The organism is Alcanivorax sp. REN37, from assembly GCF_041102775.1.
In the GTDB taxonomy this organism is placed as follows: Bacteria; Pseudomonadota; Gammaproteobacteria; order Pseudomonadales; family Alcanivoracaceae; genus Isoalcanivorax; species Isoalcanivorax beigongshangi.
Map to the genome: position 1 here is coordinate 792,534 of NZ_JBGCUO010000001.1, position 20,931 is coordinate 813,464.

The window sequence follows — 20,931 nt, forward strand, 5'->3', positions numbered from 1 at the left end:
GCTGGCTGCCACAGCGCCCAGTGGGCGGAGTAGGGAGGGCTTAGGAGGCCAGACGGGCCTTGATGCGTTGGCTGACCGCGGCCATGTCGGCACGGCCCTGCAGCTGCGGTTTCAGCTGGCCCATGACCTTGCCCATGTCCGCCATGCCTTGGGCGCCGGTGGCGGCCACGGCGGCGTCGATCAGGGCATCGACTTCGGCGTCGGACAACGGCGCTGGCAGGAAGGTGCGTAGCACCTCAATCTCTGCCAGCTCCTTGTCGGCCAGGTCTTGGCGGTGGGCATCGGCGAATTGCCGGGCCGCCTCCTGGCGCATCTTGACGAGCTTATCGAGCAGGACCAAAGCGCGCTCATCGGACACTTCGATGCGCTCGTCCACTTCGATCTGCTTGAAGGCCGCCAGCGCCATGCGGATCACACCCAGTCGGGCGCTGTCCTTGGCACGCATGGCGTCCTTCATGGCCGCGGTGAGGCGGTCCTTGATATCGCTCATCAATAATCCCCGAGGGGGAAAATCAGTACAGACGCTTACGGTGCAGCTGCTCGCGGGACACCTTCTTCAGGTGGCGCTTCACAGCGGCGGCACGCTTGCGCTTGCGCTCTTGGGTCGGCTTCTCGTAGAACTCGCGGCGACGGACTTCAGCCAAGACACCGGCTTTTTCGCAGGAGCGCTTGAAGCGACGCAGTGCAACGTCAAACGGTTCGCCTTCTTTTACACGTACTTGCGGCATTCAGAATCACCTTTATATATCAGGACGCCGTGACGACCTGCTGTGGGATTGACGGCCGTGATGGCACGGCGAGCGCGGCATTCTACCGAAGCCGTCGGAGTTTGCAAAGCGGGCTGTGTGGCGACCGCCTAGGTGGGGCGATATGATGCGCGCCGGAGGACGTGCCCATGCGAGTGTTAGGAATCGAGACCAGCTGTGATGAAACCGGGGTGGCGGTGTACGACACCGAGGCCGGCATTCTCGGCCAGGCGCTGCACAGCCAGATCGCCATGCATGCCCGCCACGGCGGTGTGGTGCCGGAGCTGGCCAGCCGCGATCACATCCAGCGCCTGATTCCGTTGGTGGAGCAGGTCATGGCTGAGGCACAGCTGGCGCCGACCGATATTGACGGCATTGCTTACACTGCTGGGCCGGGTCTGGCTGGCGCCTTGCTGGTCGGGGCGTCCGCCGCGCGCACCTTGGCGTTTGGCTGGGGCGTGCCGGCGCTGGCGGTGCATCATATGGAAGGCCACTTGTTGGCGCCATTGCTGGAAGACGACGCACCGACGTTTCCGTTTGTGGCACTGCTGGTGAGCGGCGGCCACACGCAACTGCTTGATGCGCGAGGGCTTGGCGATTACCACTTGCTGGGCGAGTCGCTCGATGACGCCGCCGGCGAGGCGTTCGATAAGGCCGCCAAGATGATGGGGCTGGGCTACCCCGGCGGGCCCATCATCAGTGCGCTGGCGGAGCACGGCGATCCCGAGCGGTTTACCTTCCCGCGGCCGATGACTGACCGGCCTGGCCTCGATTTCAGTTTCTCCGGCCTGAAAACCTACTGCTTGAACACTATTGCCGCTTGCGGCGGTGCCGCGGCGCTGTCCGACCAAGACCGTGCTGACATCGCCCGGGCGTTCGAAGAGGCGGTGGTGGAAACGCTGGTGATCAAGTGCCGCCGCGCCATGCAGCAGACCGGTCACGGTAGTTTGGTGATGGCCGGTGGCGTCAGTGCCAACCGTCGTTTGCGGGCGCGATTGGCGGAGGCACTCGGTAGCGGCACACGCGCGTTGGCGCCGGTGCGGGTGTGCTATCCGCGCCCGCAACTGTGCACCGACAACGGGGTGATGATCGCCTTCGCCGGCGCCTTGCGCATGGCAGCGGGCGAGCAGCAGCAGGATCTGGGTATTGCGGTGCGCGCGCGTTGGCCGCTGTCGGAGTTGCAGCCGGTGGCCGGGTGAAGGCGTTGGTGACCGATCAGTAGCGCAACAGGGCCCGGCAGGTTTGCACCTGAACCAGGCCGTGTTGTGCTAGCAGTTGTGCTTAATCAATGATCGCGCGGAGCGCGGAACCCTAACTCTTCGCGAGCCAGTAGCTTGCGGATGTTGCTCTGGTGTCGCAGCAGCAGCACTGCGGACAGCAGCACCAGTGGCGCCAGCGCGTCGGGGATCAGCCACCACGCTGCTACCGGCATGGCGATGAAAGCCAGCAGCGCTGCCAACGAGGAAATACGGGTCAGCAGGAATACCAGCAGCCAGGCGGCGCCAGTCACCAGCCCCAGCCGCCAATCCAGCACGAACAGCAAGCCGAACGCGGTGGCGACGCCTTTGCCGCCACGGAATTCAAAAAATACCGGATAGAGATGCCCGAAGAACGCGGCCAAGCCCACCAGCGCTGCGCCGGTGTTGCCCAGCTCCAGCTGACGTGCCACCAGCACCGGGATCACGCCCTTAAGCACATCGCCCAGTAGCGTCAGCGCTGCGGCCGGTTTGCCGGCAATGCGCAGTACGTTAGTGGCGCCGGGGTTGCTGGAGCCTTGGGTGCGCGGATCGGGATAGCCCAGCGCGCGGCAGGTCAAAATCGCGCTGGAAATGGAGCCCATCAAGTAGGCTGCGGCGCTCAGCGTCAGCAGCAGCCAGACATGATCCTGTAACATGCTGAGGTCCACCGGCTATACTCCTCCGTCTTGCGCGAGCCGCCCTTCAGGCGTGCAAGATTCGCATGGTCGCATGGGGATTGGAAATGGATATTGTGTACATCCGTGACTTGAGAGTGGATACCGTGATCGGCATCTTCGACTGGGAACGGCGCATTCGCCAGACCGTCTCGCTGGACCTGGAGATGGGCTGGGACATCCGTGCGGCGGCCGCCACGGATGGGATCGAGACCGCACTCGATTACAAAGCGGTGGGCAAACGACTGATTGCCTTTATTCGGGCTGCCGAATTCCAGCTGGTGGAAACACTGGCGGAACAGGCCGCAACCATTGTACTGAACGAGTTCCAGGTGCCGTGGCTGCGGCTGCGCTTGTCAAAGCCTGGCGCTCTGCGCGGGGCCCGCGATGTGGGTGTCGTGATCGAACGAGGACAGCGCGCGTGACTTCCCCAACGGCGACCCGGGTATTGCTCGGTGTCGGCTCCAATATCCAGCGTGAGCAACACATTGTGTCCGGGCTGGATGACCTGCATCGACGTTTCGGCACCTTGCGTGTCAGTCCGATCTACGAAAGTGCGGCGGTGGGCTTTAACGGCCGCCCGTTCTATAACTTGGCGGTGGAAGTCTGGATTCGCCAATCCCTGCCGGAATTGGTTACCGCCCTGCGCGAGATCGAAGCGGCCCACGGTCGCTTGCGCACCGAGAAGAAATTCTCCAGCCGTACTTTGGACATCGATGTGCTGACCTACGGCGACTTGGCCGGTGAGCACCACGGTGTGCTGCTGCCGCGCGATGAGGTGTACCACTACGCCCACGTGCTCAAGCCGCTGCTGGATCTGGATCCGCAGGGGCGCTGCCCGGGCTCCGGACGCAGTTGGCAGCAGCTGTGGGACGCACTGGAAAATCCCGGTGCGCTCACCGAGGTGCCGCTGGTGTGGACGCCCTCTCAGGTGGCTGTCGCCCACTCCTGACGCTTTGGCACTGTGGCCTCACGTCGTGGTCGGCCTTGAGTGGGCCACGGCGGAGGTGTGGCTAATTATCGGGGGCACTTGCATCGCTGCGGCAGCCCCTCACACGCTGACAACCTCAAACCTCAAACCTCAAACCTCAAACCTCAAACCTCGAACCTCAAACCTCAAACCTCAAACCTCAAACCTCGAACCTCAAACCTCAAACCTCAAACCTCAAACCTCGAACCTCAAACCTCAAACCTCAAACCTCAAACCTCGAACCTCAAACCTCAAACCTCAAACCTCAAACCTCAAACCTCGAACCTCGAACCTCGAACCTCGAACCTCGAACCCCGCACTTAGAGGCCACACCCTATTTCTCAGGGGGGGCTTCCCAGTTCCGGCGGTTAGCCGGAGCGCGACTTCATCCACGTACACTCAGATTTTAGGTTCAGCGAGCGCACTGGCTTGCGCGACCGACTGCGGTGCCGCCAGCCCGATACAGAGACTGCGGCGCTGGCAGCCCGACTCAGAAAGAGCGGTCTAAAGTCGCTAACCGCTACAGCGCGATCCAAGTGCACCGCGGTCGCTGATGCGGTGTCCAGAGCTGCGGGCTAAAACGCCCCGTGATAGACCTGCGAACGCCCACCATCCACTGCCAATATTTGTCCGGTGACATAGGGCGCATCCAGCGCCAGCCAGCACACCGCCCCGGCAATATCGTCCGGCGCGCCGGCCCGTTGCAGCGCAGTGGAGGCAATGATCGCATCCGGATCGCCGCTGTCCGCCTGTTCCGGCCACAGGATCGGGCCCGGCGCTACGCCGTTGATGCGTGCCGCCGGGCCCAGTTCGCGCGCCAGGCCTTTGGTCAGCGCCGCGAGGCCCGCTTTCGCAGCACAGTAAAGGCTGAAGCCGGTGAGCGGCTTTTCGGCGTAAATGTCGATGATGTTCACCACCGCGCCCTGCTGCGCTTGCAGTGCCGGTGCCAGCGCTTGGATCAACAGGAAGGGCGCGCGCAGGTTGCTGTGCACCAGTGCATCCCAGTCTTCGTCATTAGCGGCGGCCAGCGGCGTGGCGTAAAAGCTGCTGGCGTTGTTGACCAGCACATCGAGCCGGCCCCATTGCGCCAGCGCCTCGGTTGCTAGCCGGCGCACCGCGTGCGGATCACAGAGGTCGGCGCTGAGCACCCGCGCGGAATCTGGCCGCAGCTGGTTCAGGCGGGCAGCGAGGGCATCCGCTTCGGCAGTGCTATGACGGCAATGCAGCAGCACGTTCAGGCCGCGTTGGTGGAGGTGTTCGGCAATCACCGCGCCGATACGGCGGGCGGCACCGGTGACCAGGGCGACAGCATTCATGGTTGCGCGGCTCCTTCAGTAGATTTTGGGGCGCCGTTGTGGGTGTGCGATGTCTGTGCACACGCAGTGGCGGCGCTAGGGTTCAGGGCGCCGGTGACGACGGGTGTTTGTACTGCGCTAACGCATCAAGCCGCGCTTGTTCGATGGCGGCACCCAGGGCGCGACCTTCGAGGCCGCTGTGCGTCAGGGCATCCAGATCCACGTCACGGGCGGCGCGGGCAGCGCCGCGCAGGTAATCGGCTTGCGGATAAGGCCGCTCGGCAAAGCCTTCGCGGCCGCGGGCATCGGCCTCGCAGGCCAGCAGGAATTGCTCGAATCGCTCCGGCCGCCGCAGCACATCAAAGGCGCGCAGCAGTTTCCACAGTGTGTCGGGGCGCAGTTCCAATGCGCGATGGCTGTGGGTATGCCACTCGGCGGTGAGCATGCCCAGTTCACGCAGTGCCGACGGCACTTTTAGGCGTTCGCACAAGGCTTTGACGCGCGCCACGCCGCGCCGCTCGTGGGCGATGTGACGCGGCCAGTCCGCTTCACGGGTGGCGCCTTTGCTGAGGTCGTGCACCAGCACCGCAAAGCGTGCTTCCAGCGGCGCATCCAGCGCCACCGCAGCTTTCAGTGCCAAGTACTGGTGAGTGAGGGTATCGATTTCCGGGTGATGCTGGGCTGGCTGCGGCACACCGCGCAGGCAAGCCAGTTCCGGGAATACCACCGCCAGTGCACCGCACTGCTCCAGCACTTCGAAGAACACCTGCGGATCGGCCTCGCCCAGCGCTGAGCGGGTTTCCTGCCACAGCCGTTCGGCCGACAGCGCTAGCAATTCTTCCGGGCAACTCAAGCTGCGCATCAGCGCTAGTGTTTCTGGCGCCACAGTAAAGCCGAGGCGGTGGAAGCGAGCGGCAAAGCGCGCCACCCGCAGCACCCGCAGCGGGTCTTCGACAAAGGCGTCGGACACATGGCGCAGCACTCGGTTACGCAGATCCTCAAGGCCGCCGTAGGGGTCCACTACGGTGCCGTCTGCACGTTGGGCCAAGGCGTTAATAGTCAGATCCCGGCGCGCCAGGTCCTGCTCCAAGGTGACGTCCGGTGCCGCATTGAAGGTGAAACCGTGGTAGCCGTGGCCGACCTTGCGCTCGGTGCGGGCGAGCGCGTATTCCTCCTGGGTCTGCGGGTGCAGAAATACCGGAAAGTCCTTGCCCACCGCGCGAAAGCCGGCGGCTTTCATTTGAGCTGGGGTGCTGCCGACCACCACCCAATCGCGGTCGTGGACCGGCAAACCGAGCGCGGCATCGCGAACGGCGCCGCCTACCAGAAAAATTTCGTGCGTCATGGTTCTCTGCATTGCGTTGCGGGAATCAGGCCCGCATCATGGTCGCACGTTGCGTCCCTGAAAAGGTAACCCCCCGTGTTGGCAGCCGTTTTCGCTGCATCTGCTTTCTTCCTCCGCGCCGGCCTCCGACGAGGCTGATCTGTGCTGCCCGGCGGCTGCCCCCTGCGCCCGCCATCCGGTTTTTCCTGTTGATGTCGTTTGCGGAGCCCCTCATGGCGACGGTGCTGAGTTACTTGATGGTGATCCTGGTCTGGACCACCACGCCTTTGACAATCAAATGGAGCGCCGAAGCTGGTGCCCCGCTCGGTGCGCTGATGCTGCGCATGGCGCTCGCGGCGGTGTTGTGCGCCGGGCTGCTTTGGCTGCGTGGCGGCCGACTCGATTGGTCGCGTCGGGCCACGCTGGGGTACGTGGCGGCACTGCCGGGTATTTTTGTGTCGATGATGCTGTCTTATCTGGCCGCGCGGCAGCTGCCGTCCGGGTTGATCTCGGTGATGTTCGGTTTGGCGCCGTTGCTATCTGGCATTTTGTTGCAATGTTTGCCCGGTAGCGTTCGGTTGCAGTGGCCACATTGGCTGGCCTGCGTACTCGGTTTCTGTGGGCTGGCGCTGGTGTTCCATGATTCGTTGCGGGCCGATGCCGCGCTGCTGGTGCCACTGCTAATGATGCTGGCATCGGTGACCTGCTTTGCCGCCAGTGCTATTGCCGTGCAGCGCGTCGGCAGTGGCCAGCCGCCGCTCAACCAGACCTTCGGCAGCCTGGTGCTGGCGGCGCCGCTGTTTATGCTGGTGTGGTGGGTCAGCGGCGAGCCATTGTCGATCCCGCTGACAGTGCGCGGATCCTGGTCGGTGTTGTATTTGGCGGTGATCGGCTCGCTGGTGGGGCTGCTCTGCTACTACTTCATCCTCACGCGGCTCAGCGTCGCCACCGTGTCGCTGGTGACCTTCATCACGCCGGTGCTGGCGGTGGCGGTAGGGGTGGCGTTCAACAACGAGCAGTTCGGTTCCGGGCTCTGGGGTGGGGTGGCGCTGATCCTGTTGTCGCTGGCCACTTACTTGCTGGGCGACCTGCGTCGTCGGCGGCGTCATCGGGCGGCACTGGCTGGCTGAAATGCCGCGCTGGAGCCTCAGCGGAACGACGTTTTGCAATTGCGGCGCGGCCACGATCGTGGTCTAGTCCCCCGGTCTTTTACGAGGAGTGGCATGCATGAAAACCCGTATCAGCGAATTGCTCGGCACCCGTTACCCGATCGTGCAGGGCGGGATGCAGAACGTTGGCTACGCCGAACTGGCCGCCGCCGTTTCCAATGCCGGCGGACTCGGCATTCTGACCGCGCTGACGCAACCGACGCCGGAGGATCTGGAGCGCGAGATCAAGCGCTGTCGCGAGATGACCGACCTGCCGTTCGGCGTCAACCTGACCATCCTGCCCACCATCAAGCCGGTGCCCTATGAGGAGTACGCGCGGGTGGTGTGTGAGGCCGGCATCAAGGTGGTGGAAACCGCCGGCCGCAGCCCGGAGCCGTTCATGCCGCTGTTTAATCAGTACGGCGTCAAGGTGATCCACAAGTGCACTTCGGTGCGCCATGCGGTCAAGGCGCAGAGCGTCGGCGTGGCGGCGGTGAGTGTGGACGGCTTCGAATGTGCCGGTCACCCGGGCGAGGATGACATCCCCAACCTGGTGCTGCTGCCCGCAGCGAAAGCGCAGCTGAGCATTCCGATGTTGGCATCCGGCGGCATCGGCACCGGTGCGCAGATGGCGGCCTGTTTCGCGCTAGGCGCCGAGGGCATCAACATGGGGACGCGCTTCCTCGCGACCCGTGAAGCGCCGGTGCACGATCACATCAAACAAGCCATCGTCGCTGCCAGCGAGCTGGACACAGCGTTGATCTTCCGGCCGTTGCGCAACACTGCGCGGGTGTTCAAGAACGCGGTGGCGTCCAAAGTGCGTGAGATCGAGCAGGAAGCCGGCGCGGCGATGAAGTTCGAGTTGATCGCTGACATGGTGCAGGGCGCTAAGGGTAAGGTGGCGCTGAGCGAAGGCGACGTGGATTACGGCATCTGGACCTCTGGCATGGTGCAGGGTCTGATCGACGACATCCCCACCTGTGCCGAGCTGATCGAACGCTTGGTCAGCGATTGCCAGGCGACAATTCGCGAGCGGCTGCAAGGTTTGCTGTAAGCGGTTGTGGTGTATCAAAAAGGGCGCCTTAGGGCGCCCTTTTTTGTGGCCATCACGTGGTGCGGTTCAGGCGGCGGACGGCCCACAGTCGCAGCGGAAAAACCGGTTGTCTTCCAGTCGCAATGCGCTGAGTTGGCCGCCCCACACACAGCCGGTATCCAGTGCGGTGATATTGCTGCCGCCGTCAGTATTACCGGCCAGTGCCGCCCAGTGGCCGAATAACACGCGGGTACCGGTGTCGCGTGCTGGGTGCAGATACCAGGGTGCGTAACCCGGCGGCGGAGCATCGGCTTCGCCCTTGCTGGACAAATCGAGGGCGCCGTCGGCATCGACAAACCGCATGCGGGTCAGATAGTTGGTGATCACCCGCCAGCGCAGCGGCGGCGCCAGGTCTTCCTGCCACTGCAGCGGTTCATTGCCGTACATGTGAGCGAAGTACTGCGCCGGCTGCTCGCGGATGGCGGTCTCCACTTCGGCTGCGCGCGCCAATAGCTGCGCCGGGCTCCATAGCGGCGGCAAGCCGGCGTGCACCATCACCGCGCCGAACTCGGGCAGGTCCAGCGCCAGCGGCTGCGCCTGCAGCCAGGCCAGCAGCTCTGGGCCGTCGGCGGCGGCGAGAATCGGTGCCAAGTCCTGTTCTTTTTTGCGCAGCGCCACCGTGCCGGCAGCAATCGCCAGTAAATGCAGGTCGTGGTTGCCGAGCACCAGTTGGATGGCGTGGCGATGGCGGTACAGCAGGCGCAGGGTGCCGAGTGAGTCCTCGCCGCGTGCGACCAAATCGCCGGCCAACAGCAGGCGATCTTGGCTGGGGTTAAAAGCGATGCGATCCAGCAGGCGCTCCAGGGCGCCGAGGCAGCCCTGGATGTCTCCAATGGCGTAGGTGGCCATGGGGTCTCCGGTTCAGTGCAGCATCAACGGACGGGCGAGGGTGAACGGGGCGATGGCGGCATCAAAGTAGTGGCCGTCGTCGGCCAGCATCTGGTAGCTGCCTTGCATGGTACCGAACGGCGTCGGCAGGATCGCCACGCTGGTGTAGGCAAACGCATCGCCGGGCGCGAGATGGGGATGTTCCCCGACCACGCCTTCGCCGTGCACTTCCTGCACCTGTTCATCACCGTCGGTGATGATCCAGTGGCGCGTCAGTAGCTTGGCCGGCAGCGAGCCATTGTTGGTGACGGTGATGTGGTAGGCGAACACATAGCGCTCGGCGTCGTCATCACTTTGTTCGGCAAGGAATTCCGCCACGGTGGTGACGTCGATGGCGTACACCTGGGCAGGATCGGCGGCGTGGTTCATGGAGCCTCCGTGGCACGGGCGGCGGCCACCGTGTTGGCCAAGGTGGCAAAATCCGCTAAAGACAGACAGTCCGGGCGCAGGCCCGGATCGACACCGGCGGCGTTGATTTCCGCCGCGGTCAAGTAACGTTTGAGACCGTTACGCACCGCTTTACGGCGCTGGGTAAACACCTGGTTCACCAGCTCGCTGAACAGCGTGTAGTCGGTTACCGGCGCCGGCAATTGATCATGGGGCGTCAGCCGCACGATGGCGGAATCCACTCGCGGCGGCGGGTTGAACGCGCCCGGCGGCACCGGGAACAGAAAGTCGGTGCGGCAGTGATACTGAATCATCACGCTGAGCCGGCCCCAGTCGCTGGTACCGGGCACCGCCACCAGCCGGTCCACCATCTCTTTTTGCAGCATGAAGTGCATGTCGCGCACCTCGCTGATCTGCTCGATCAAGTGGAACATCAGCGGCGTGGAAATGTTGTACGGCAGGTTGCCGACCACGCGCAGACTGCGCGGGCCACTGCTGAGGGTGCTGAAATCAAACCGCAGCGCGTCGGCCTGGTGAATGGTCAGGCGGCGCTCACTGAGGGTGCGCTGCAGCAGGGCAATCAGGTCGCGGTCGAGTTCCACCGCATGCAGATGGTCCACGGCGTCCATCAGCGGGCGCGTCAGCGCCCCTTGGCCGGGGCCGATTTCCACCATCAGATCGTCGGGCTTGGGTGCGATGCTGCGGACCAGACGCTGAATGATGGCTTGGTCCGTCAGGAAGTTCTGGCCAAAGCGCTTGCGCGCTTGGTGCGAGCCCATGGGCGATCCTCTGGCAAAAAAGATGATGCAGTGTAGCGCGTTAGCTGGAACCGGTCATTGTCCGGCCAGCGTCATCGCCCAGCGGGTGGCCGCCTGCAGACTGCGATGGCTGGCGCGGCCGCTGCCAGCCAGGTCAAAGGCGGTGCCGTGATCCACTGAGGTGCGCACGAAAGGCAGCCCGAGGGTGATGTTGATGGCTTCGCCGAAACCGCTGTATTTGAGCACCGGCAAGCCTTGGTCGTGGTACATCGCCAGCACCGCGTCTTGCTGCGCCAAGTGCTTGGGCGTGAAGGCGGTGTCGGCCGGCAACGGGCCGCTGAGCTGCATGCCTTCGGCGCGCAGAGCGTCCAGCACCGGGATGATCACATCCAGTTCTTCACGGCCGAGGTGGCCGCTTTCGCCGGCGTGGGGATTGAGACCGAGCACCATGATGCGCGGGTGCGGCACGCTGAAGCGCTCGCGCAGATCCTTGTGCAGGATGCGCAGGGTGGCGCTGAGGTCATCGGCGTTGATGGCATCGGCCACCTCGCGCAGCGGCAGGTGAGTGGTGGCTAGCGCCACCCGCAGGGCCGGGGTGGCGAGCATCATCACTACCCGTTCGATGCCGCTGCGCTGGGCCAGGTATTCGGTGTGACCGGTGAAGCTGGCGTCGGCGCCTTCGCAGATCACCGCTTTCGACAGCGGGGCGGTGACCATGCCGGCAAAAGTGCCATCAAGGCAGCCGTCGATGGCGCGGTCGAGCAGGGTGAGGGTGCCACGCGCGGTGGCCGGATCGGGTTGCCCGGCGATGACGTTGGCGCCGGCTGGGCAGTGCCAGACTGATAGCGCTTCGCCGCTGGCGCGGTCGCCGGGTTGCCAAGCCCGCAGTCGTACCTCCAGCCGCAGCTGCTCGGCACGTGCCTGCAGTACGTCCAGATCGCCGAGCACTACCAGAGGCGCACCCGGCTGCGAACGTGGCAGCCCAAGCACCAGATCCGGTCCGATACCGGCGGGGTCTCCACTGGTGACAGCAAGGGGGCGGCGATCGCTGACGCGGGGTAGTGGCACGGTGACAGGCTCCTCAGGGTTGAAGAGCCAGAGCATAGCACTGTCCCGGGCTGGCGCAGCAGCCCGGGCAGCGGGATTAGATGCGGATGTCGACGTAGGCTTCGTTACGGGCTTCGCGCAGCCACTGCTGCAGCTCTTCCTCGTAGCGGCGTTGTTGCAGCGCCTGGCGCGCCCGCAGCACGCGGTATTCGTCGCTCATGTCGGCTTTGCGGGTGCCCAGCACTTCGAGGAAGTGCCAGCCGAATTCGCTCTGGAACACCGGCGACAGCTGGCCTTGGGACAGGCTGCCGTACATGTCTTCGAACTCCGGCACCATCTCACCCGGCGACACCCAACCGAGGTCACCGCCGGAGCGGGCACTGCCGGGATCATCAGAGTATTCGCGCGCCAGCGCAGCGAAGTCTTCACCGGCGGCAACACGGTCGTGCAGCTGTTCAGCGAGGCGTTCCGCTTGGGCACCGGAGCGCAGCGCGGTGGAGCGGATCAGGATATGACGCACGTGGGTCTGCGACACAATCTGCACCGCTTCGCCGCGCTTGCCAAACATTTTCAGGATGTGGAAACCGTTGCCGGCGCGCAGCGGTTCGGTGACCGCACCTTCTTCCAGCGTCAAGGCTGCATCGGCGAACAGCGATGGCAATTGTGCCGCCGGTCGCCAGCCCAGATCGCCGCCTTCAAGGGCGTTGGGGCCGTCTGAGTAGCTCACCGCCATTTCACTGAAATCAGCGCCATCGCGCAGCTTCTGCACCACCTCTTCGGCGCGTTTGCGGGCGCGCTCCAGTTGCGTCGGCGAGGCTTCGTCCGGCAGCGACACCAAAATGTGGCCGAGGTGGAATTCCGATTCGAACAGCTGCTTGCCCATTTCCGAATCAATGAAGCGTTCCACTTCACGGTCGGTGACCCGCACCCGACGTGCCACTTGGCGCTGGTGCAGCTGGTTGAGCACCATTTCGGTACGGATCTGCTCGCGGAACGAGCCCCAGTCGATGCCGTCTTCACGGATGGCGTCGGCGAACTGTTCCAAGTTCATGTCGTTCTGGCGCGCGATGCCGGTCAGGGTCTGGTTCAGCGAACCATCATCGACGCGGATGCCGGCGCGGGTGGCCATGTCCATCTGCAGACGCTCGACGATCATGCGCTCCAGCACCTGCGGGCGTACCACGTCACGCGGTGGCAAGCTGCGGCGGTCGGCAATCATCTGCCGGGCCAGCTCATCGACGCGCGCGTCCAGCTCGCTTTCCATGATCACGCTGTCGTCCACCACCGCAGCGATACGGTCCAGCACTTCCATGGCTGCGCTGGCAACGCCAGTCCACAGGGCCAGCAGGGTGAGCAGGCCAAGCCTGCGCAGTGGGGCATCAATCTTCATCGGCGTAGGTTCTCCCGTAGCCCGGTATGCTGCGCTCCAGCAGTTTCTCGATCTTGCCGCCGAAACCGCCGAGGCCAATCATCTGAATCTGCAATTGCAGGTTGCGGTCCGCCAGCAGCCGGCCGTCGCCCTTGCGGTCGCTCAGGGTACGGATGCTCACCAGTCGCAATTGCCAGCAGCAGTCGTGGTACTCGACGCCCACCAGGTTTTCCAGCGAGCGCTCGTCTTTGATGTCGTACAGCCAGCGGCCGATCACGTTCCAGTTGCGGTGGACAGGCCAGAAGCCGGCCAGTTCCGTTTGCTCGATGTTTTCCTGGGCGCGGTAGCGGTAGCCGACGTGCACCACCCGCCGTTCGCCATCGGAATAACCGAGCCGGATGCTGTTTTGCTCGCGCCGGTCATTCTCGCGGTCCCACTGGGTTTCCGCGAACAGGTGCCAGTAGCGTTTGAAGTACCAGGTGGCGTCCGCCACCATCGGCGACCAGTCGCGTCGGTCCACCGGGCGGTTGTCCAACTGCACTTGGCGGTCTTCCAAGTAATAGGACTGCCCCATGCGCAGTCGCAACGCTTCGCGCCCGCTGTCGCTGTTGAGCAGCCGCGATGTCAGACCCACCGACACTTTCTCTTCATCGCCGATGCGGTCGTAACCGGTATAGCGGTTTTCACGGAACAGGCTGTTGTAGCCAAACGTCAGCTCGCCGGAGTCGAAGTCTGGCAGGTCGCTCTGGTCTTGGTAGTCAATGCGGTTGTAGAACAGCCGCGGCTCCAGCGTTTGCACCCAGTCGTTGTCGCGGAACGCCAGATCGCGCTCGAAGAACAGCCCGGAGTCCATGCTGACGCCCCACATGTCGCGCGTCGGGCGATCGCTGGGCAGGGTGTCGACGCCATCGAGCTGGTAGCGGGTGTGGTACACCCGCGCGCGCGGCTCCACATAACCCCAGGAGGTGCGCAGCGGCATGGTCAGCGCCGGCTGCAAGTGCAGACGGTCGCCGGTGATGTTGTCCAACGGCAGGCTGGTGGAACGATCGAAACGGGTGAAGTCGCTCATCCACAACATTTTCAGTGGGCCGACCAAGGTCGGATCACCACTGACCGCCAGCTGCGGCAGCCGGCGGTAGGGTTTGTTGGCGTCCGGCAGCATCGGGTCGATGGTCTGCCACGCTTGCACTCGGCCCAGGAACGACCAGGTGCGGCCCCAGTACTGCGCGGTACCTTCACGCGGCAGGTTGGTCTGCGAGCGCACGTCGAGGCCGGTGTCCAGGTCCTTGAAGTAGAAGTCATCCGACACATAGTTGACGTCGGCGTCCAAGGTCCAGCGGTTGATCTGGCCGTGGTGCTGGTAGCCGGCGATCACCCGCGAGTCATTGTTGAACTGGCGATCGGATTCGATGCGGCCATAGCTCAAGGTGCCGCGACCGAGCCCGGTCAGATAACGGAATTCGGCGTCGAGACCGGTGCCGCGGTTCTGGATGTGGCGCGGCGCCAGCGTCGCATCCAACTGCGGATGCAGGTTCAGGTAGATCGGTTGGGCAAAGTCGAAGCCGCCGTCGTCACTGGTGGTCAGGCTCGGGAACAGCAACCCGGATTTGCGCCGGTCGTCGATCGGGAACGTGATCCACGGCAGGTACAGCACCGGTACGTCGCGCACCCGCAGCACCATATTGCGTGCAGTGCCCCAGCCAGTGGCTTGGTCCAGCGCCATATGACCGGCATCCAACCGCCAGCCGCTGGAGTCCGGCGGGCAGGTGGTATAGCGCGCTTGGTCCAGATACACCATGTCGCCTTGCTGCTCGATACGGCTGGCACTGCCACGGGCGTGCTGGGCGTAGAGCGCATAGTCGACCTGAGTGAAGGTGCCGGCGCGGGCGTGAATGTTGCCGCTCATGTGTTCGGCATCGACCGCGAATTCCGGGGTGCGAGCGCGTACCCGGCCCTCCAGCAGGAAGTCGCCGCTGGTCTGGTCGAGCTGGGCCTGGTCGGCGCTCAGCATGCGGCCCGGCTGCTCGATGCGAACATCTCCTGACAATTGTGTCAGGCCGCCGGGTACCATCTGCGAGCGCGCCATGGTGACAATGGTGTCTGCCGCCGGGTCCGGCACCCCGAGCGCCGGGTTGTAGTACAACCCTTCGCACCAAGCCGGTACCTTCTGGCGTTGCTCGGGTGGTAACTGGCGGACCTGCTCACGGGTCATCCAACCCAGCTCGGCCATGGCCGGCAACGGCAGCAGGGCCCCGCCAAGTAGCAGGGTAGTGAACAGCCTTGAAGGGACGGATCGCAGTGGCATTCGGTATCCGGAACGGGTAAAAAGCGCTGCAAAAGTGGCGAGTGTAAAGGAAGCTCAGAGGCAATGCAGCCGCAGACCAATCAACAGGATACACGCCGACTGGCATTGGATCAGTGGGTACAAACGTCCCTCGGTGAGCCGGTACGGGGCGAGGTCGCATCGGCTGATGCCAGTTTCCGCCGCTACTTCCGCTATTACCGCCCGGACGGCAGCAGTTTGATCGCCATGGACGCGCCGCCGGAGCATGAAAACAGTGCCCCGTTCGTGGCCGTCGCTGGCCGGCTGGCCGCCGCCGGGGTGGCGGTGCCGCAGATCATAGCCACCGATCTGACGCAGGGTTTTTTGCTGCTCAGTGACCTCGGCCGTGAGACGTGGCTGCATGTGTTCGATGAGCACAATGCCGATGCGTTGTTCGGGCGCGCACTCAAGGTGCTGCTGGACATCCAAAACGCCGATGTCAGCGGGCTGCCGGATTACGATGAAGCGCTGCTACGCCGCGAGCTGGCGCTGTTCCCTGATTGGTACCTCGACCGCCATCTGGCCGGCCGGCTGGGCCACAGCGCCCGCGCCGAGCTGGGTCGGCTGCTGGTGCAAGTGGATCAACAACTGGTGCGCGCAGCGCTGGATCAGGCGCAGGTGTTTGTGCATCGCGACTACATGCCGCGCAACCTGATGGAAGGGCCGTTTAGCCCCGGCGTGCTGGATTTCCAAGACGCGGTGCGTGGGCCGGTCAGTTACGACGCGGTGTCGCTGTTCCGCGATGCCTTCATCAGCTGGCCGGAGGCGCGCGTCAGTGGCTGGCTGGGCGACTATTGGGCCATGGCCCGCGAGCGCGGCCTGCCGGTGCCGGATTCTCGCGATCGTTTCCTGCGTGATTGCGACCTGATGGGCGCCCAGCGCCACCTGAAGATCATGGGCATCTTCGCCCGCATTACTCATCGTGATGGCAAGCCGCGCTATGTCACCGACACGCCGCGCTTCGCCGCCTACCTGGACACGGTGGCCGCACGCTATGAAGAACTGGCGCCGCTGCGCCGGGTGCTGACGATCCTGACCGAGGAGGGCGTGCACGGGTGAAAGCCATGGTGCTGGCGGCGGGACTGGGTACCCGCATGCGGCCGCTCACCGACCACACCCCCAAGCCGCTGCTACAAGCGGGCGGCCGCACTCTCATTGATTACCACTTGGCGCGCCTGGCGGCGGCCGGTGTGCGCGAGGTGGTGATTAACACCGCCTGGCTCGGTGAGCAGATCGAAGCGGCGCTCGGCAGCCAGGCCCACGGCATGGCACTGCACTATTCCCGTGAAGCCGAACCACTGGAAACCGCTGGCGGCATCCGCCGGGCACTGCCGCTGCTGGGCGAGCAGCCGTTTTTAGTGGTCAACGGTGATATCTGGACGGACATCGATTTTGCCGCGCTGCTGACACCGCCGGCCGGTCTCGCGCACTTGGTGCTGGTGGATAATCCGCCCCACGTGCCGGGAGGGGATTTCCGTCTGCTGGCCACCGCCGGCGTGGCGTTAGCGGCAAAAGTGGCAGACAATAGCGGCCCACCCAGTCCCGGTGCCCGGGCCTACACATTCTCCGGCGTCGGCGTTTACCGCCCGGCGCTGTTCCACTCCCTGCCCGATGGACCGGCCCGGCTGGCGCCCTTGCTGCGCGCCGCGATGACGGATGGGCAGGTCACCGGCCAGCACCATGACGGGCACTGGTACGACATTGGCACGCCGGCGCGGCTGGCGGCGCTGGATCATTGGTTACGCAGCGGCGCCGCCGGCGCCCCCGCTGAGGAATAGTTCCCATGGCTAAGCTTTCCCCCTGGATCGCCCCCTCCATCTTGGCGGCGGATTTCGCTCGCCTTGGCGAGGAAGCGGCCGCCGTACTGGCGGCCGGGGCGGACGTGATCCACTTCGATGTGATGGACAACCACTACGTGCCGAATCTCACCATCGGCCCGATGGTGTGCAAAGCGCTGCGCGACTTTGGCATCGAAGCGCCGATCGACGTACACCTAATGGTGTCGCCGGTGGACGATTTGATCCGCAGCTTTGCCGAGGCCGGCGCCAGCTACATCACCTTCCATCCGGATGCCAGCCGCCATGTGGATCGTTCGCTGCAGCTGATCAAAGACTTGGGCTGCAAGGCCGGCTTGGTGCTGAACCCGGCAGTGCCGCCGGACGGGCTGGAGTATGTGCTCGACAAGCTCGACATGATTTTGCTGATGTCGGTGAACCCCGGCTTCGGCGGCCAGCGTTTCATTCCGTCGACGCTGCGTAAGGTGGCGGCGGTGCGCCAGCTGATCGACGACAGCGGCCATCAAATTCGCCTGCAGGTGGATGGTGGCATCAATGAACAGAACATTGCCGATATTGCCGCGGCCGGCGCCGATACCTTTGTGGCGGGTTCGGCGATTTACGGACGGCCGGACTACCGTGCCGTGATTGATTCGATGCGTGAGGCGCTGGCTGCGGTCGCAGCCTGATCGTCCTGCATCCTACTCACCGAGGAACAGACGCATGATCAGAAAAAATCCCCGTGGAGACCTCCCTGTGGTGGCCGAGTCCGCCTTTGTCGATCCCACCGCTATTTTGTGCGGCAAGGTGGTGGTCGGCGAAAACGTGTTCATCGGTCCCTATGCCGTGATCCGTGCTGATGAAGTGAACGAACATGGCGACATGGACCCGATCATCATCGGTGACAACTCCAACATCCAGGACGGCGTGGTGATCCACTCCAAATCCGGGGCGGCGGTGTTGATCGGTGAGAACACCTCGATTGCCCACCGTTCCATCGTGCACGGCCCGTGCACTGTCGGCCGCGGTGTGTTCATCGGTTTCAACACAGTGCTGTTCAACTGCACCGTGGGCGACGGCTCGGTGGTGCGCCACAACTCGGTGGTGGAGTCCTGCACCATCCCGGCCAACTTCTATGTGCCGTCCACCAGCCACGTACACGGCGATTCCGATCTGGCCATGATCGAGCCGGTGACCCCAGACGCGTCCAGCTTCTCCGAGGACGTAGCGCAGACCAACCTGCGTCTGGTGGAAGGCTACAAGAAGATCGCCAACGAACTCTGATGGCGCCATCCGCTCGGCGCCGGTCGCCCTAGGCGGCCGCGCCGGCGCGGATATTAACGGTTTTTTGCAGCACCCCCGTCGCCCCCATGCCAGACTGCTTTGGCCTGGGTGACAGAGCCCTCCGTGGTAAGCCGCCTGCCATCGACTACGATGGTGAATCCGCTTTTGTCCCACTTCATATTGCCGCCCTCGCCGGATGTGGGCGGGCCCAATGCCGGCCCGTCGTTGACCTGACTGCTTGTTCTGGAGCGGCTGACGCCGATGAGCCCGGTAACCCTGAGAATGTTGTTAGAAGGCGTGGTGTGGACGCTGTGGCTGGCATTGGTGCTGCGCAGTGGCCTGGGCTGCCGCGGCGGCCTGTCACTGGATGAGTGGATGCCCGCCACGCTGCGGCTGCAGCAGGTGGTGCTGGCACTCAGCATCCTGCTGCTTGGCAGCATCATGGTGCTGCTGTCGCACTGGCAATGGCGCCGCGCACGCGCGAGTTGGGACCACGTCGGGCACTGCACGCGGCGCACCATGGGGTTGTCGGTGGTGCTGCACCTCGCTGCTGCGCTGGCGCTAATTGCTATCGGTTTGCCGCTGGTGTTGACCTCGGATTGCAGTGGCACGCTGTAACGCGGCTGCGATCAGTGCCGGTGGCCGCCGATCCATAGCGCCAACCATTGTGGCCGCCACGCTAACAGCATCGCCATGCTGGCAGTGGCGAACGCTAGCAGCATGACCCATACCAACACTGCCATGGTGGCGTGATCGGCCAGCAGGCACAGCATCAGTGCCAGCAGCCAGGCGCTGGCGCCGGCCCCCCGCAGGCAGCGCGCGGACGTTGGTGGTAGGCGCGTACTGCCACCGCTTTGTTTCCAGTGCGAGTCCAGAGACAGTGCCCACCAGCCGGCGCCGATTAGGGTAGCCAGCAGCGCGGCGCTGAGCAGCCACACTTCAATCATGCCGCACTCCACTTCCCATGTTGGCGTTGGCGACCGCTACCGGCCGCAACTGGTACGCCACCCGCGCACTAACCAGAGCGCTGACCAGCAGTGCCAAGTCGATGCCGGCGACTGGCCAGTGGCCGTTGCTCACAGTGCGTAGTAAATGGTCGCCGGTGGTGAGTCCGTTCAGCAGCACTGCTGCCACGGCCAGCACCGCGATCACCCAGCACTGTTCGCGCCAAGCCGGGGCCGGTTGCGCACGCGCAGTAGGCGCAGTGCGCCAGCCGGCATGCAGCAGCGCCAGCAGCCAGCTGCCCCAGAAGCAGTATTGTTCCCAGTCACCGCGCCCTGGCAGTGTCTCCGGCAGCAGCCGGTTGGCGACCAATATCGACAGCGTAGCGATCAACATGCCGGTGATGCTGGCTACTGCCAGAGCATCCACCACGCGCGCGGCGGGATGGCCGTTACGCGCGTGTTGGCGTTTGCGTTTTTCGACAAAAAACAGCAGGCCGGTGGCGATGCACACCGCGCCGGTCAGACCGCCAAACAGGTACAGCCAACGCAGCGGCCAGTGGCGGAAGTGCTGTAGATGCAGGCCAGTGAGGAACTCATCCACCCGCGCCACGGCGCTGGGCGCTGGGTCCTCGCGCAGCACCTCACCGTCGCTGGCGCGGAAGTGGATGCCTTCGCCGGTGAGCGCGATGCGGTCGGTACCGGCGCGGTAGATGCTCACATAACCATTGGCATCGCCAATGTGCTGCAGCATCAGGAACCCGACTTCGCCGGCCATGCCGCGTGCCGCCCAACGCCGCTGCGCTTCTGCCACCATGGCGTCCACCGACGCTAGCGGCGCGGTGACGCCGGCACGGTCGTGAGGGAGCCCGGTGTCGGCTTCTTCCAACTGCTCGTGCAGTTCGTGCAGCGGATCAAGCTGGGTGTGGGTCACCGGGAAATAAATGCCGGCAAAGATTACCAGCCCGGTGAGCGAGAACATCAGGTGAAACGGCAGTGCCACCACCCCGGTAAGGTTGTGCAAGTCCAGCAACCGGCGCTGCTGAGCTTTGCCGGGGCGGAAGGTGAACAGCTCGCGGAACAGTTTGCGGTGCATAAAAACGCCGCTGATCAACGCCACCAGCATGATCAGCGCGGCAGCACCGACGATCCAGTAACCGAGGCTCATCCAGTGCAGGTTAAGGCTGTAATGCAGTGGGTAGAAAAATTGGCTGCCGATTTTCAAATGGTCGTCAGGCAACGCGCGGCCATCACGCGGGTCGATGGTGCGGGTGCCCCAAGCGAGTTGTTCCGGGTCGTAAGCGTGGGGCACTTCAAAACCGGCGAATACGCTCAGCACCGGGTCGCGGTGGGTGGTGTAGGCGCCCCAGCGTGCTGGTCGATCGAAATAGTCCGGCAGTGGCTCAGCTACTTTGTCGCGTAGGAATTGGCGGCTGGCGGCGGACGGTTGCAGGTCCTCGAATACCGGCCGCAGTACCTGGTCGAACGATGGCATCGGCTGCGGCGCAAACCGCGACGCCGGGATTGCCCAGCGGTCGATTTCGCGATCGAACACGGACAGTGCGCCAAAGAAGAACACCAGCATCAGCACCAGCCCCAGCACCAGGCCGAACCAGGTGTGCACCCAGGCCATGGCCTGACGGGTATTGTTGAACATCAGGTGAGGCTCCT

The 20,931-nt window shown here is 64.3% G+C and carries 23 protein-coding genes; 10 read left to right on the forward strand and 13 right to left on the reverse strand.

What is annotated here, in order from left to right; translation table 11 throughout:
- Positions 1 to 40: 40 nt before the first annotated feature.
- The gene (locus AB5I84_RS03495) at positions 41 to 490 is read right to left on the reverse strand and encodes a GatB/YqeY domain-containing protein (protein WP_369454456.1); all 450 of its coding nucleotides are present in this window, start codon (positions 488 to 490) and stop codon (positions 41 to 43) included.
- Between the two features lie 22 nt (positions 491 to 512).
- Positions 513 to 728: a 30S ribosomal protein S21 gene (gene rpsU / locus AB5I84_RS03500; RefSeq protein ID WP_008733647.1), complete on the reverse strand. Its 216-nt coding sequence runs from the start codon at positions 726 to 728 to the stop codon at positions 513 to 515.
- A 167-nt stretch (positions 729 to 895) separates the two neighbouring features.
- Between rpsU and tsaD the strand changes: the two genes are divergently transcribed.
- Positions 896 to 1,945: a tRNA (adenosine(37)-N6)-threonylcarbamoyltransferase complex transferase subunit TsaD gene (gene tsaD / locus AB5I84_RS03505; protein ID WP_369454457.1), complete on the forward strand. Its 1,050-nt coding sequence runs from the start codon at positions 896 to 898 to the stop codon at positions 1,943 to 1,945.
- A gap of 86 nt (positions 1,946 to 2,031) precedes the next feature.
- Here tsaD and plsY read toward each other — a convergent pair whose 3' ends face one another.
- Positions 2,032 to 2,652 carry a glycerol-3-phosphate 1-O-acyltransferase PlsY gene (plsY, locus tag AB5I84_RS03510; RefSeq protein ID WP_369454458.1) on the reverse strand — a complete coding sequence of 207 codons (621 nt, stop codon included), beginning with the start codon at positions 2,650 to 2,652 and terminating at the stop codon, positions 2,032 to 2,034.
- A gap of 74 nt (positions 2,653 to 2,726) precedes the next feature.
- Between plsY and folB the strand changes: the two genes are divergently transcribed.
- Both folB and folK read left to right on the forward strand, forming a co-directional pair.
- On the forward strand, positions 2,727 to 3,083 hold the full coding sequence (gene folB, locus AB5I84_RS03515) for a dihydroneopterin aldolase (RefSeq protein ID WP_369454459.1): 357 nt from the start codon (positions 2,727 to 2,729) through the stop codon (positions 3,081 to 3,083).
- Positions 3,080 to 3,610 carry a 2-amino-4-hydroxy-6-hydroxymethyldihydropteridine diphosphokinase gene (gene folK, locus AB5I84_RS03520; RefSeq protein WP_369454461.1) on the forward strand — a complete coding sequence of 177 codons (531 nt, stop codon included), beginning with the start codon at positions 3,080 to 3,082 and terminating at the stop codon, positions 3,608 to 3,610. The genes folB and folK overlap by 4 nt, the downstream gene beginning before the upstream one ends.
- A gap of 593 nt (positions 3,611 to 4,203) precedes the next feature.
- Here the strand turns inward: folK and AB5I84_RS03525 are convergent.
- Together AB5I84_RS03525 and AB5I84_RS03530 are read right to left on the reverse strand one after the other, a co-directional pair.
- Positions 4,204 to 4,944 carry a pteridine reductase gene (locus AB5I84_RS03525; RefSeq protein ID WP_369454463.1) on the reverse strand — a complete coding sequence of 247 codons (741 nt, stop codon included), beginning with the start codon at positions 4,942 to 4,944 and terminating at the stop codon, positions 4,204 to 4,206.
- An 82-nt stretch (positions 4,945 to 5,026) separates the two neighbouring features.
- Positions 5,027 to 6,268, reverse strand: coding sequence for a multifunctional CCA addition/repair protein (locus AB5I84_RS03530; RefSeq protein ID WP_369454464.1), 1,242 nt, complete (start codon positions 6,266 to 6,268; stop codon positions 5,027 to 5,029).
- Positions 6,269 to 6,480: 212 nt separating this feature from the next.
- Between AB5I84_RS03530 and AB5I84_RS03535 the strand changes: the two genes are divergently transcribed.
- Positions 6,481 to 7,377, forward strand: a complete 897-nt coding sequence (locus AB5I84_RS03535; protein WP_369454465.1) for a DMT family transporter — start codon at positions 6,481 to 6,483, stop codon at positions 7,375 to 7,377.
- Between the two features lie 97 nt (positions 7,378 to 7,474).
- Entirely contained in the window at positions 7,475 to 8,449 is a 975-nt protein-coding gene (locus tag AB5I84_RS03540) for an NAD(P)H-dependent flavin oxidoreductase (RefSeq protein WP_369454466.1), read from the forward strand.
- A 66-nt stretch (positions 8,450 to 8,515) separates the two neighbouring features.
- On the opposite strand, the gene AB5I84_RS03545 is transcribed toward AB5I84_RS03540, so the two are convergent.
- The 6 genes from AB5I84_RS03545 to AB5I84_RS03570 all read right to left on the reverse strand — a co-directional run bounded on the left by AB5I84_RS03545 (position 8,516) and on the right by AB5I84_RS03570 (position 15,242).
- Positions 8,516 to 9,337, reverse strand: a complete 822-nt coding sequence (locus tag AB5I84_RS03545) for a symmetrical bis(5'-nucleosyl)-tetraphosphatase (protein WP_369454467.1) — start codon at positions 9,335 to 9,337, stop codon at positions 8,516 to 8,518.
- A 12-nt stretch (positions 9,338 to 9,349) separates the two neighbouring features.
- Positions 9,350 to 9,745 carry a Co2+/Mg2+ efflux facilitator ApaG/CorD gene (gene apaG / locus AB5I84_RS03550; RefSeq protein WP_369454468.1) on the reverse strand — a complete coding sequence of 132 codons (396 nt, stop codon included), beginning with the start codon at positions 9,743 to 9,745 and terminating at the stop codon, positions 9,350 to 9,352.
- Positions 9,742 to 10,542, reverse strand: coding sequence for a 16S rRNA (adenine(1518)-N(6)/adenine(1519)-N(6))-dimethyltransferase RsmA (gene rsmA / locus AB5I84_RS03555; protein ID WP_369454469.1), 801 nt, complete (start codon positions 10,540 to 10,542; stop codon positions 9,742 to 9,744). The genes apaG and rsmA overlap by 4 nt, the downstream gene beginning before the upstream one ends.
- A gap of 54 nt (positions 10,543 to 10,596) precedes the next feature.
- Positions 10,597 to 11,589 carry a 4-hydroxythreonine-4-phosphate dehydrogenase PdxA gene (gene pdxA / locus AB5I84_RS03560; RefSeq protein ID WP_369454470.1) on the reverse strand — a complete coding sequence of 331 codons (993 nt, stop codon included), beginning with the start codon at positions 11,587 to 11,589 and terminating at the stop codon, positions 10,597 to 10,599.
- A gap of 76 nt (positions 11,590 to 11,665) precedes the next feature.
- Positions 11,666 to 12,958 carry a peptidylprolyl isomerase gene (locus AB5I84_RS03565; protein ID WP_369454471.1) on the reverse strand — a complete coding sequence of 431 codons (1,293 nt, stop codon included), beginning with the start codon at positions 12,956 to 12,958 and terminating at the stop codon, positions 11,666 to 11,668.
- Positions 12,948 to 15,242: an LPS-assembly protein LptD gene (locus AB5I84_RS03570; RefSeq protein WP_369454472.1), complete on the reverse strand. Its 2,295-nt coding sequence runs from the start codon at positions 15,240 to 15,242 to the stop codon at positions 12,948 to 12,950. Before AB5I84_RS03570 ends, AB5I84_RS03565 begins: the two co-directional genes overlap by 11 nt.
- Positions 15,243 to 15,305: 63 nt before the next feature.
- On the opposite strand from AB5I84_RS03570, the gene AB5I84_RS03575 reads away from it, so the two are divergent.
- The 5 genes from AB5I84_RS03575 (at position 15,306) to AB5I84_RS03595 (ending at position 18,937) form a co-directional block, all read left to right on the forward strand.
- On the forward strand, positions 15,306 to 16,319 hold the full coding sequence (locus AB5I84_RS03575; protein WP_369454473.1) for an aminoglycoside phosphotransferase family protein: 1,014 nt from the start codon (positions 15,306 to 15,308) through the stop codon (positions 16,317 to 16,319).
- A gap of 5 nt (positions 16,320 to 16,324) precedes the next feature.
- The gene (gene murU, locus AB5I84_RS03580; protein WP_369456056.1) at positions 16,325 to 17,038 is read left to right on the forward strand and encodes an N-acetylmuramate alpha-1-phosphate uridylyltransferase MurU; all 714 of its coding nucleotides are present in this window, start codon (positions 16,325 to 16,327) and stop codon (positions 17,036 to 17,038) included.
- A 5-nt stretch (positions 17,039 to 17,043) separates the two neighbouring features.
- Positions 17,044 to 17,724 carry a ribulose-phosphate 3-epimerase gene (gene rpe, locus AB5I84_RS03585; protein ID WP_369454474.1) on the forward strand — a complete coding sequence of 227 codons (681 nt, stop codon included), beginning with the start codon at positions 17,044 to 17,046 and terminating at the stop codon, positions 17,722 to 17,724.
- A 34-nt stretch (positions 17,725 to 17,758) separates the two neighbouring features.
- Positions 17,759 to 18,319, forward strand: a complete 561-nt coding sequence (locus AB5I84_RS03590) for a gamma carbonic anhydrase family protein (RefSeq protein WP_369454476.1) — start codon at positions 17,759 to 17,761, stop codon at positions 18,317 to 18,319.
- Positions 18,320 to 18,580: 261 nt separating this feature from the next.
- The gene (locus tag AB5I84_RS03595; RefSeq protein ID WP_369454477.1) at positions 18,581 to 18,937 is read left to right on the forward strand and encodes a hypothetical protein; all 357 of its coding nucleotides are present in this window, start codon (positions 18,581 to 18,583) and stop codon (positions 18,935 to 18,937) included.
- Positions 18,938 to 18,948: 11 nt separating this feature from the next.
- Here AB5I84_RS03595 and AB5I84_RS03600 read toward each other — a convergent pair whose 3' ends face one another.
- Both AB5I84_RS03600 and AB5I84_RS03605 read right to left on the reverse strand, forming a co-directional pair.
- Positions 18,949 to 19,266: a DUF3325 family protein gene (locus AB5I84_RS03600; RefSeq protein WP_369454478.1), complete on the reverse strand. Its 318-nt coding sequence runs from the start codon at positions 19,264 to 19,266 to the stop codon at positions 18,949 to 18,951.
- Positions 19,259 to 20,917: a PepSY-associated TM helix domain-containing protein gene (locus AB5I84_RS03605; protein ID WP_369454479.1), complete on the reverse strand. Its 1,659-nt coding sequence runs from the start codon at positions 20,915 to 20,917 to the stop codon at positions 19,259 to 19,261. Before AB5I84_RS03605 ends, AB5I84_RS03600 begins: the two co-directional genes overlap by 8 nt.
- Positions 20,918 to 20,931: the final 14 nt, after the last annotated feature.

Coding starts and splice junctions, on each gene's coding strand:
- AB5I84_RS03495 (WP_369454456.1), bottom strand. CDS start 490: ATGAGCGATATCAAGGACCGCCTCACCGCGGCCATGAAGGACGCCATG.
- rpsU (WP_008733647.1), bottom strand. CDS start 728: ATGCCGCAAGTACGTGTAAAAGAAGGCGAACCGTTTGACGTTGCACTG.
- tsaD (WP_369454457.1), top strand. CDS start 896: ATGCGAGTGTTAGGAATCGAGACCAGCTGTGATGAAACCGGGGTGGCG.
- folB (WP_369454459.1), top strand. CDS start 2,727: ATGGATATTGTGTACATCCGTGACTTGAGAGTGGATACCGTGATCGGC.
- AB5I84_RS03525 (WP_369454463.1), bottom strand. CDS start 4,944: ATGAATGCTGTCGCCCTGGTCACCGGTGCCGCCCGCCGTATCGGCGCG.
- AB5I84_RS03530 (WP_369454464.1), bottom strand. CDS start 6,268: ATGACGCACGAAATTTTTCTGGTAGGCGGCGCCGTTCGCGATGCCGCG.
- AB5I84_RS03535 (WP_369454465.1), top strand. CDS start 6,481: ATGGCGACGGTGCTGAGTTACTTGATGGTGATCCTGGTCTGGACCACC.
- AB5I84_RS03540 (WP_369454466.1), top strand. CDS start 7,475: ATGAAAACCCGTATCAGCGAATTGCTCGGCACCCGTTACCCGATCGTG.
- AB5I84_RS03545 (WP_369454467.1), bottom strand. CDS start 9,337: ATGGCCACCTACGCCATTGGAGACATCCAGGGCTGCCTCGGCGCCCTG.
- apaG (WP_369454468.1), bottom strand. CDS start 9,745: ATGAACCACGCCGCCGATCCTGCCCAGGTGTACGCCATCGACGTCACC.
- rsmA (WP_369454469.1), bottom strand. CDS start 10,542: ATGGGCTCGCACCAAGCGCGCAAGCGCTTTGGCCAGAACTTCCTGACG.
- AB5I84_RS03565 (WP_369454471.1), bottom strand. CDS start 12,958: ATGAAGATTGATGCCCCACTGCGCAGGCTTGGCCTGCTCACCCTGCTG.
- AB5I84_RS03570 (WP_369454472.1), bottom strand. CDS start 15,242: ATGCCACTGCGATCCGTCCCTTCAAGGCTGTTCACTACCCTGCTACTT.
- AB5I84_RS03575 (WP_369454473.1), top strand. CDS start 15,306: ATGCAGCCGCAGACCAATCAACAGGATACACGCCGACTGGCATTGGAT.
- murU (WP_369456056.1), top strand. CDS start 16,325: ATGGTGCTGGCGGCGGGACTGGGTACCCGCATGCGGCCGCTCACCGAC.
- rpe (WP_369454474.1), top strand. CDS start 17,044: ATGGCTAAGCTTTCCCCCTGGATCGCCCCCTCCATCTTGGCGGCGGAT.
- AB5I84_RS03590 (WP_369454476.1), top strand. CDS start 17,759: ATGATCAGAAAAAATCCCCGTGGAGACCTCCCTGTGGTGGCCGAGTCC.
- AB5I84_RS03595 (WP_369454477.1), top strand. CDS start 18,581: ATGAGCCCGGTAACCCTGAGAATGTTGTTAGAAGGCGTGGTGTGGACG.
- AB5I84_RS03600 (WP_369454478.1), bottom strand. CDS start 19,266: ATGATTGAAGTGTGGCTGCTCAGCGCCGCGCTGCTGGCTACCCTAATC.
- AB5I84_RS03605 (WP_369454479.1), bottom strand. CDS start 20,917: ATGTTCAACAATACCCGTCAGGCCATGGCCTGGGTGCACACCTGGTTC.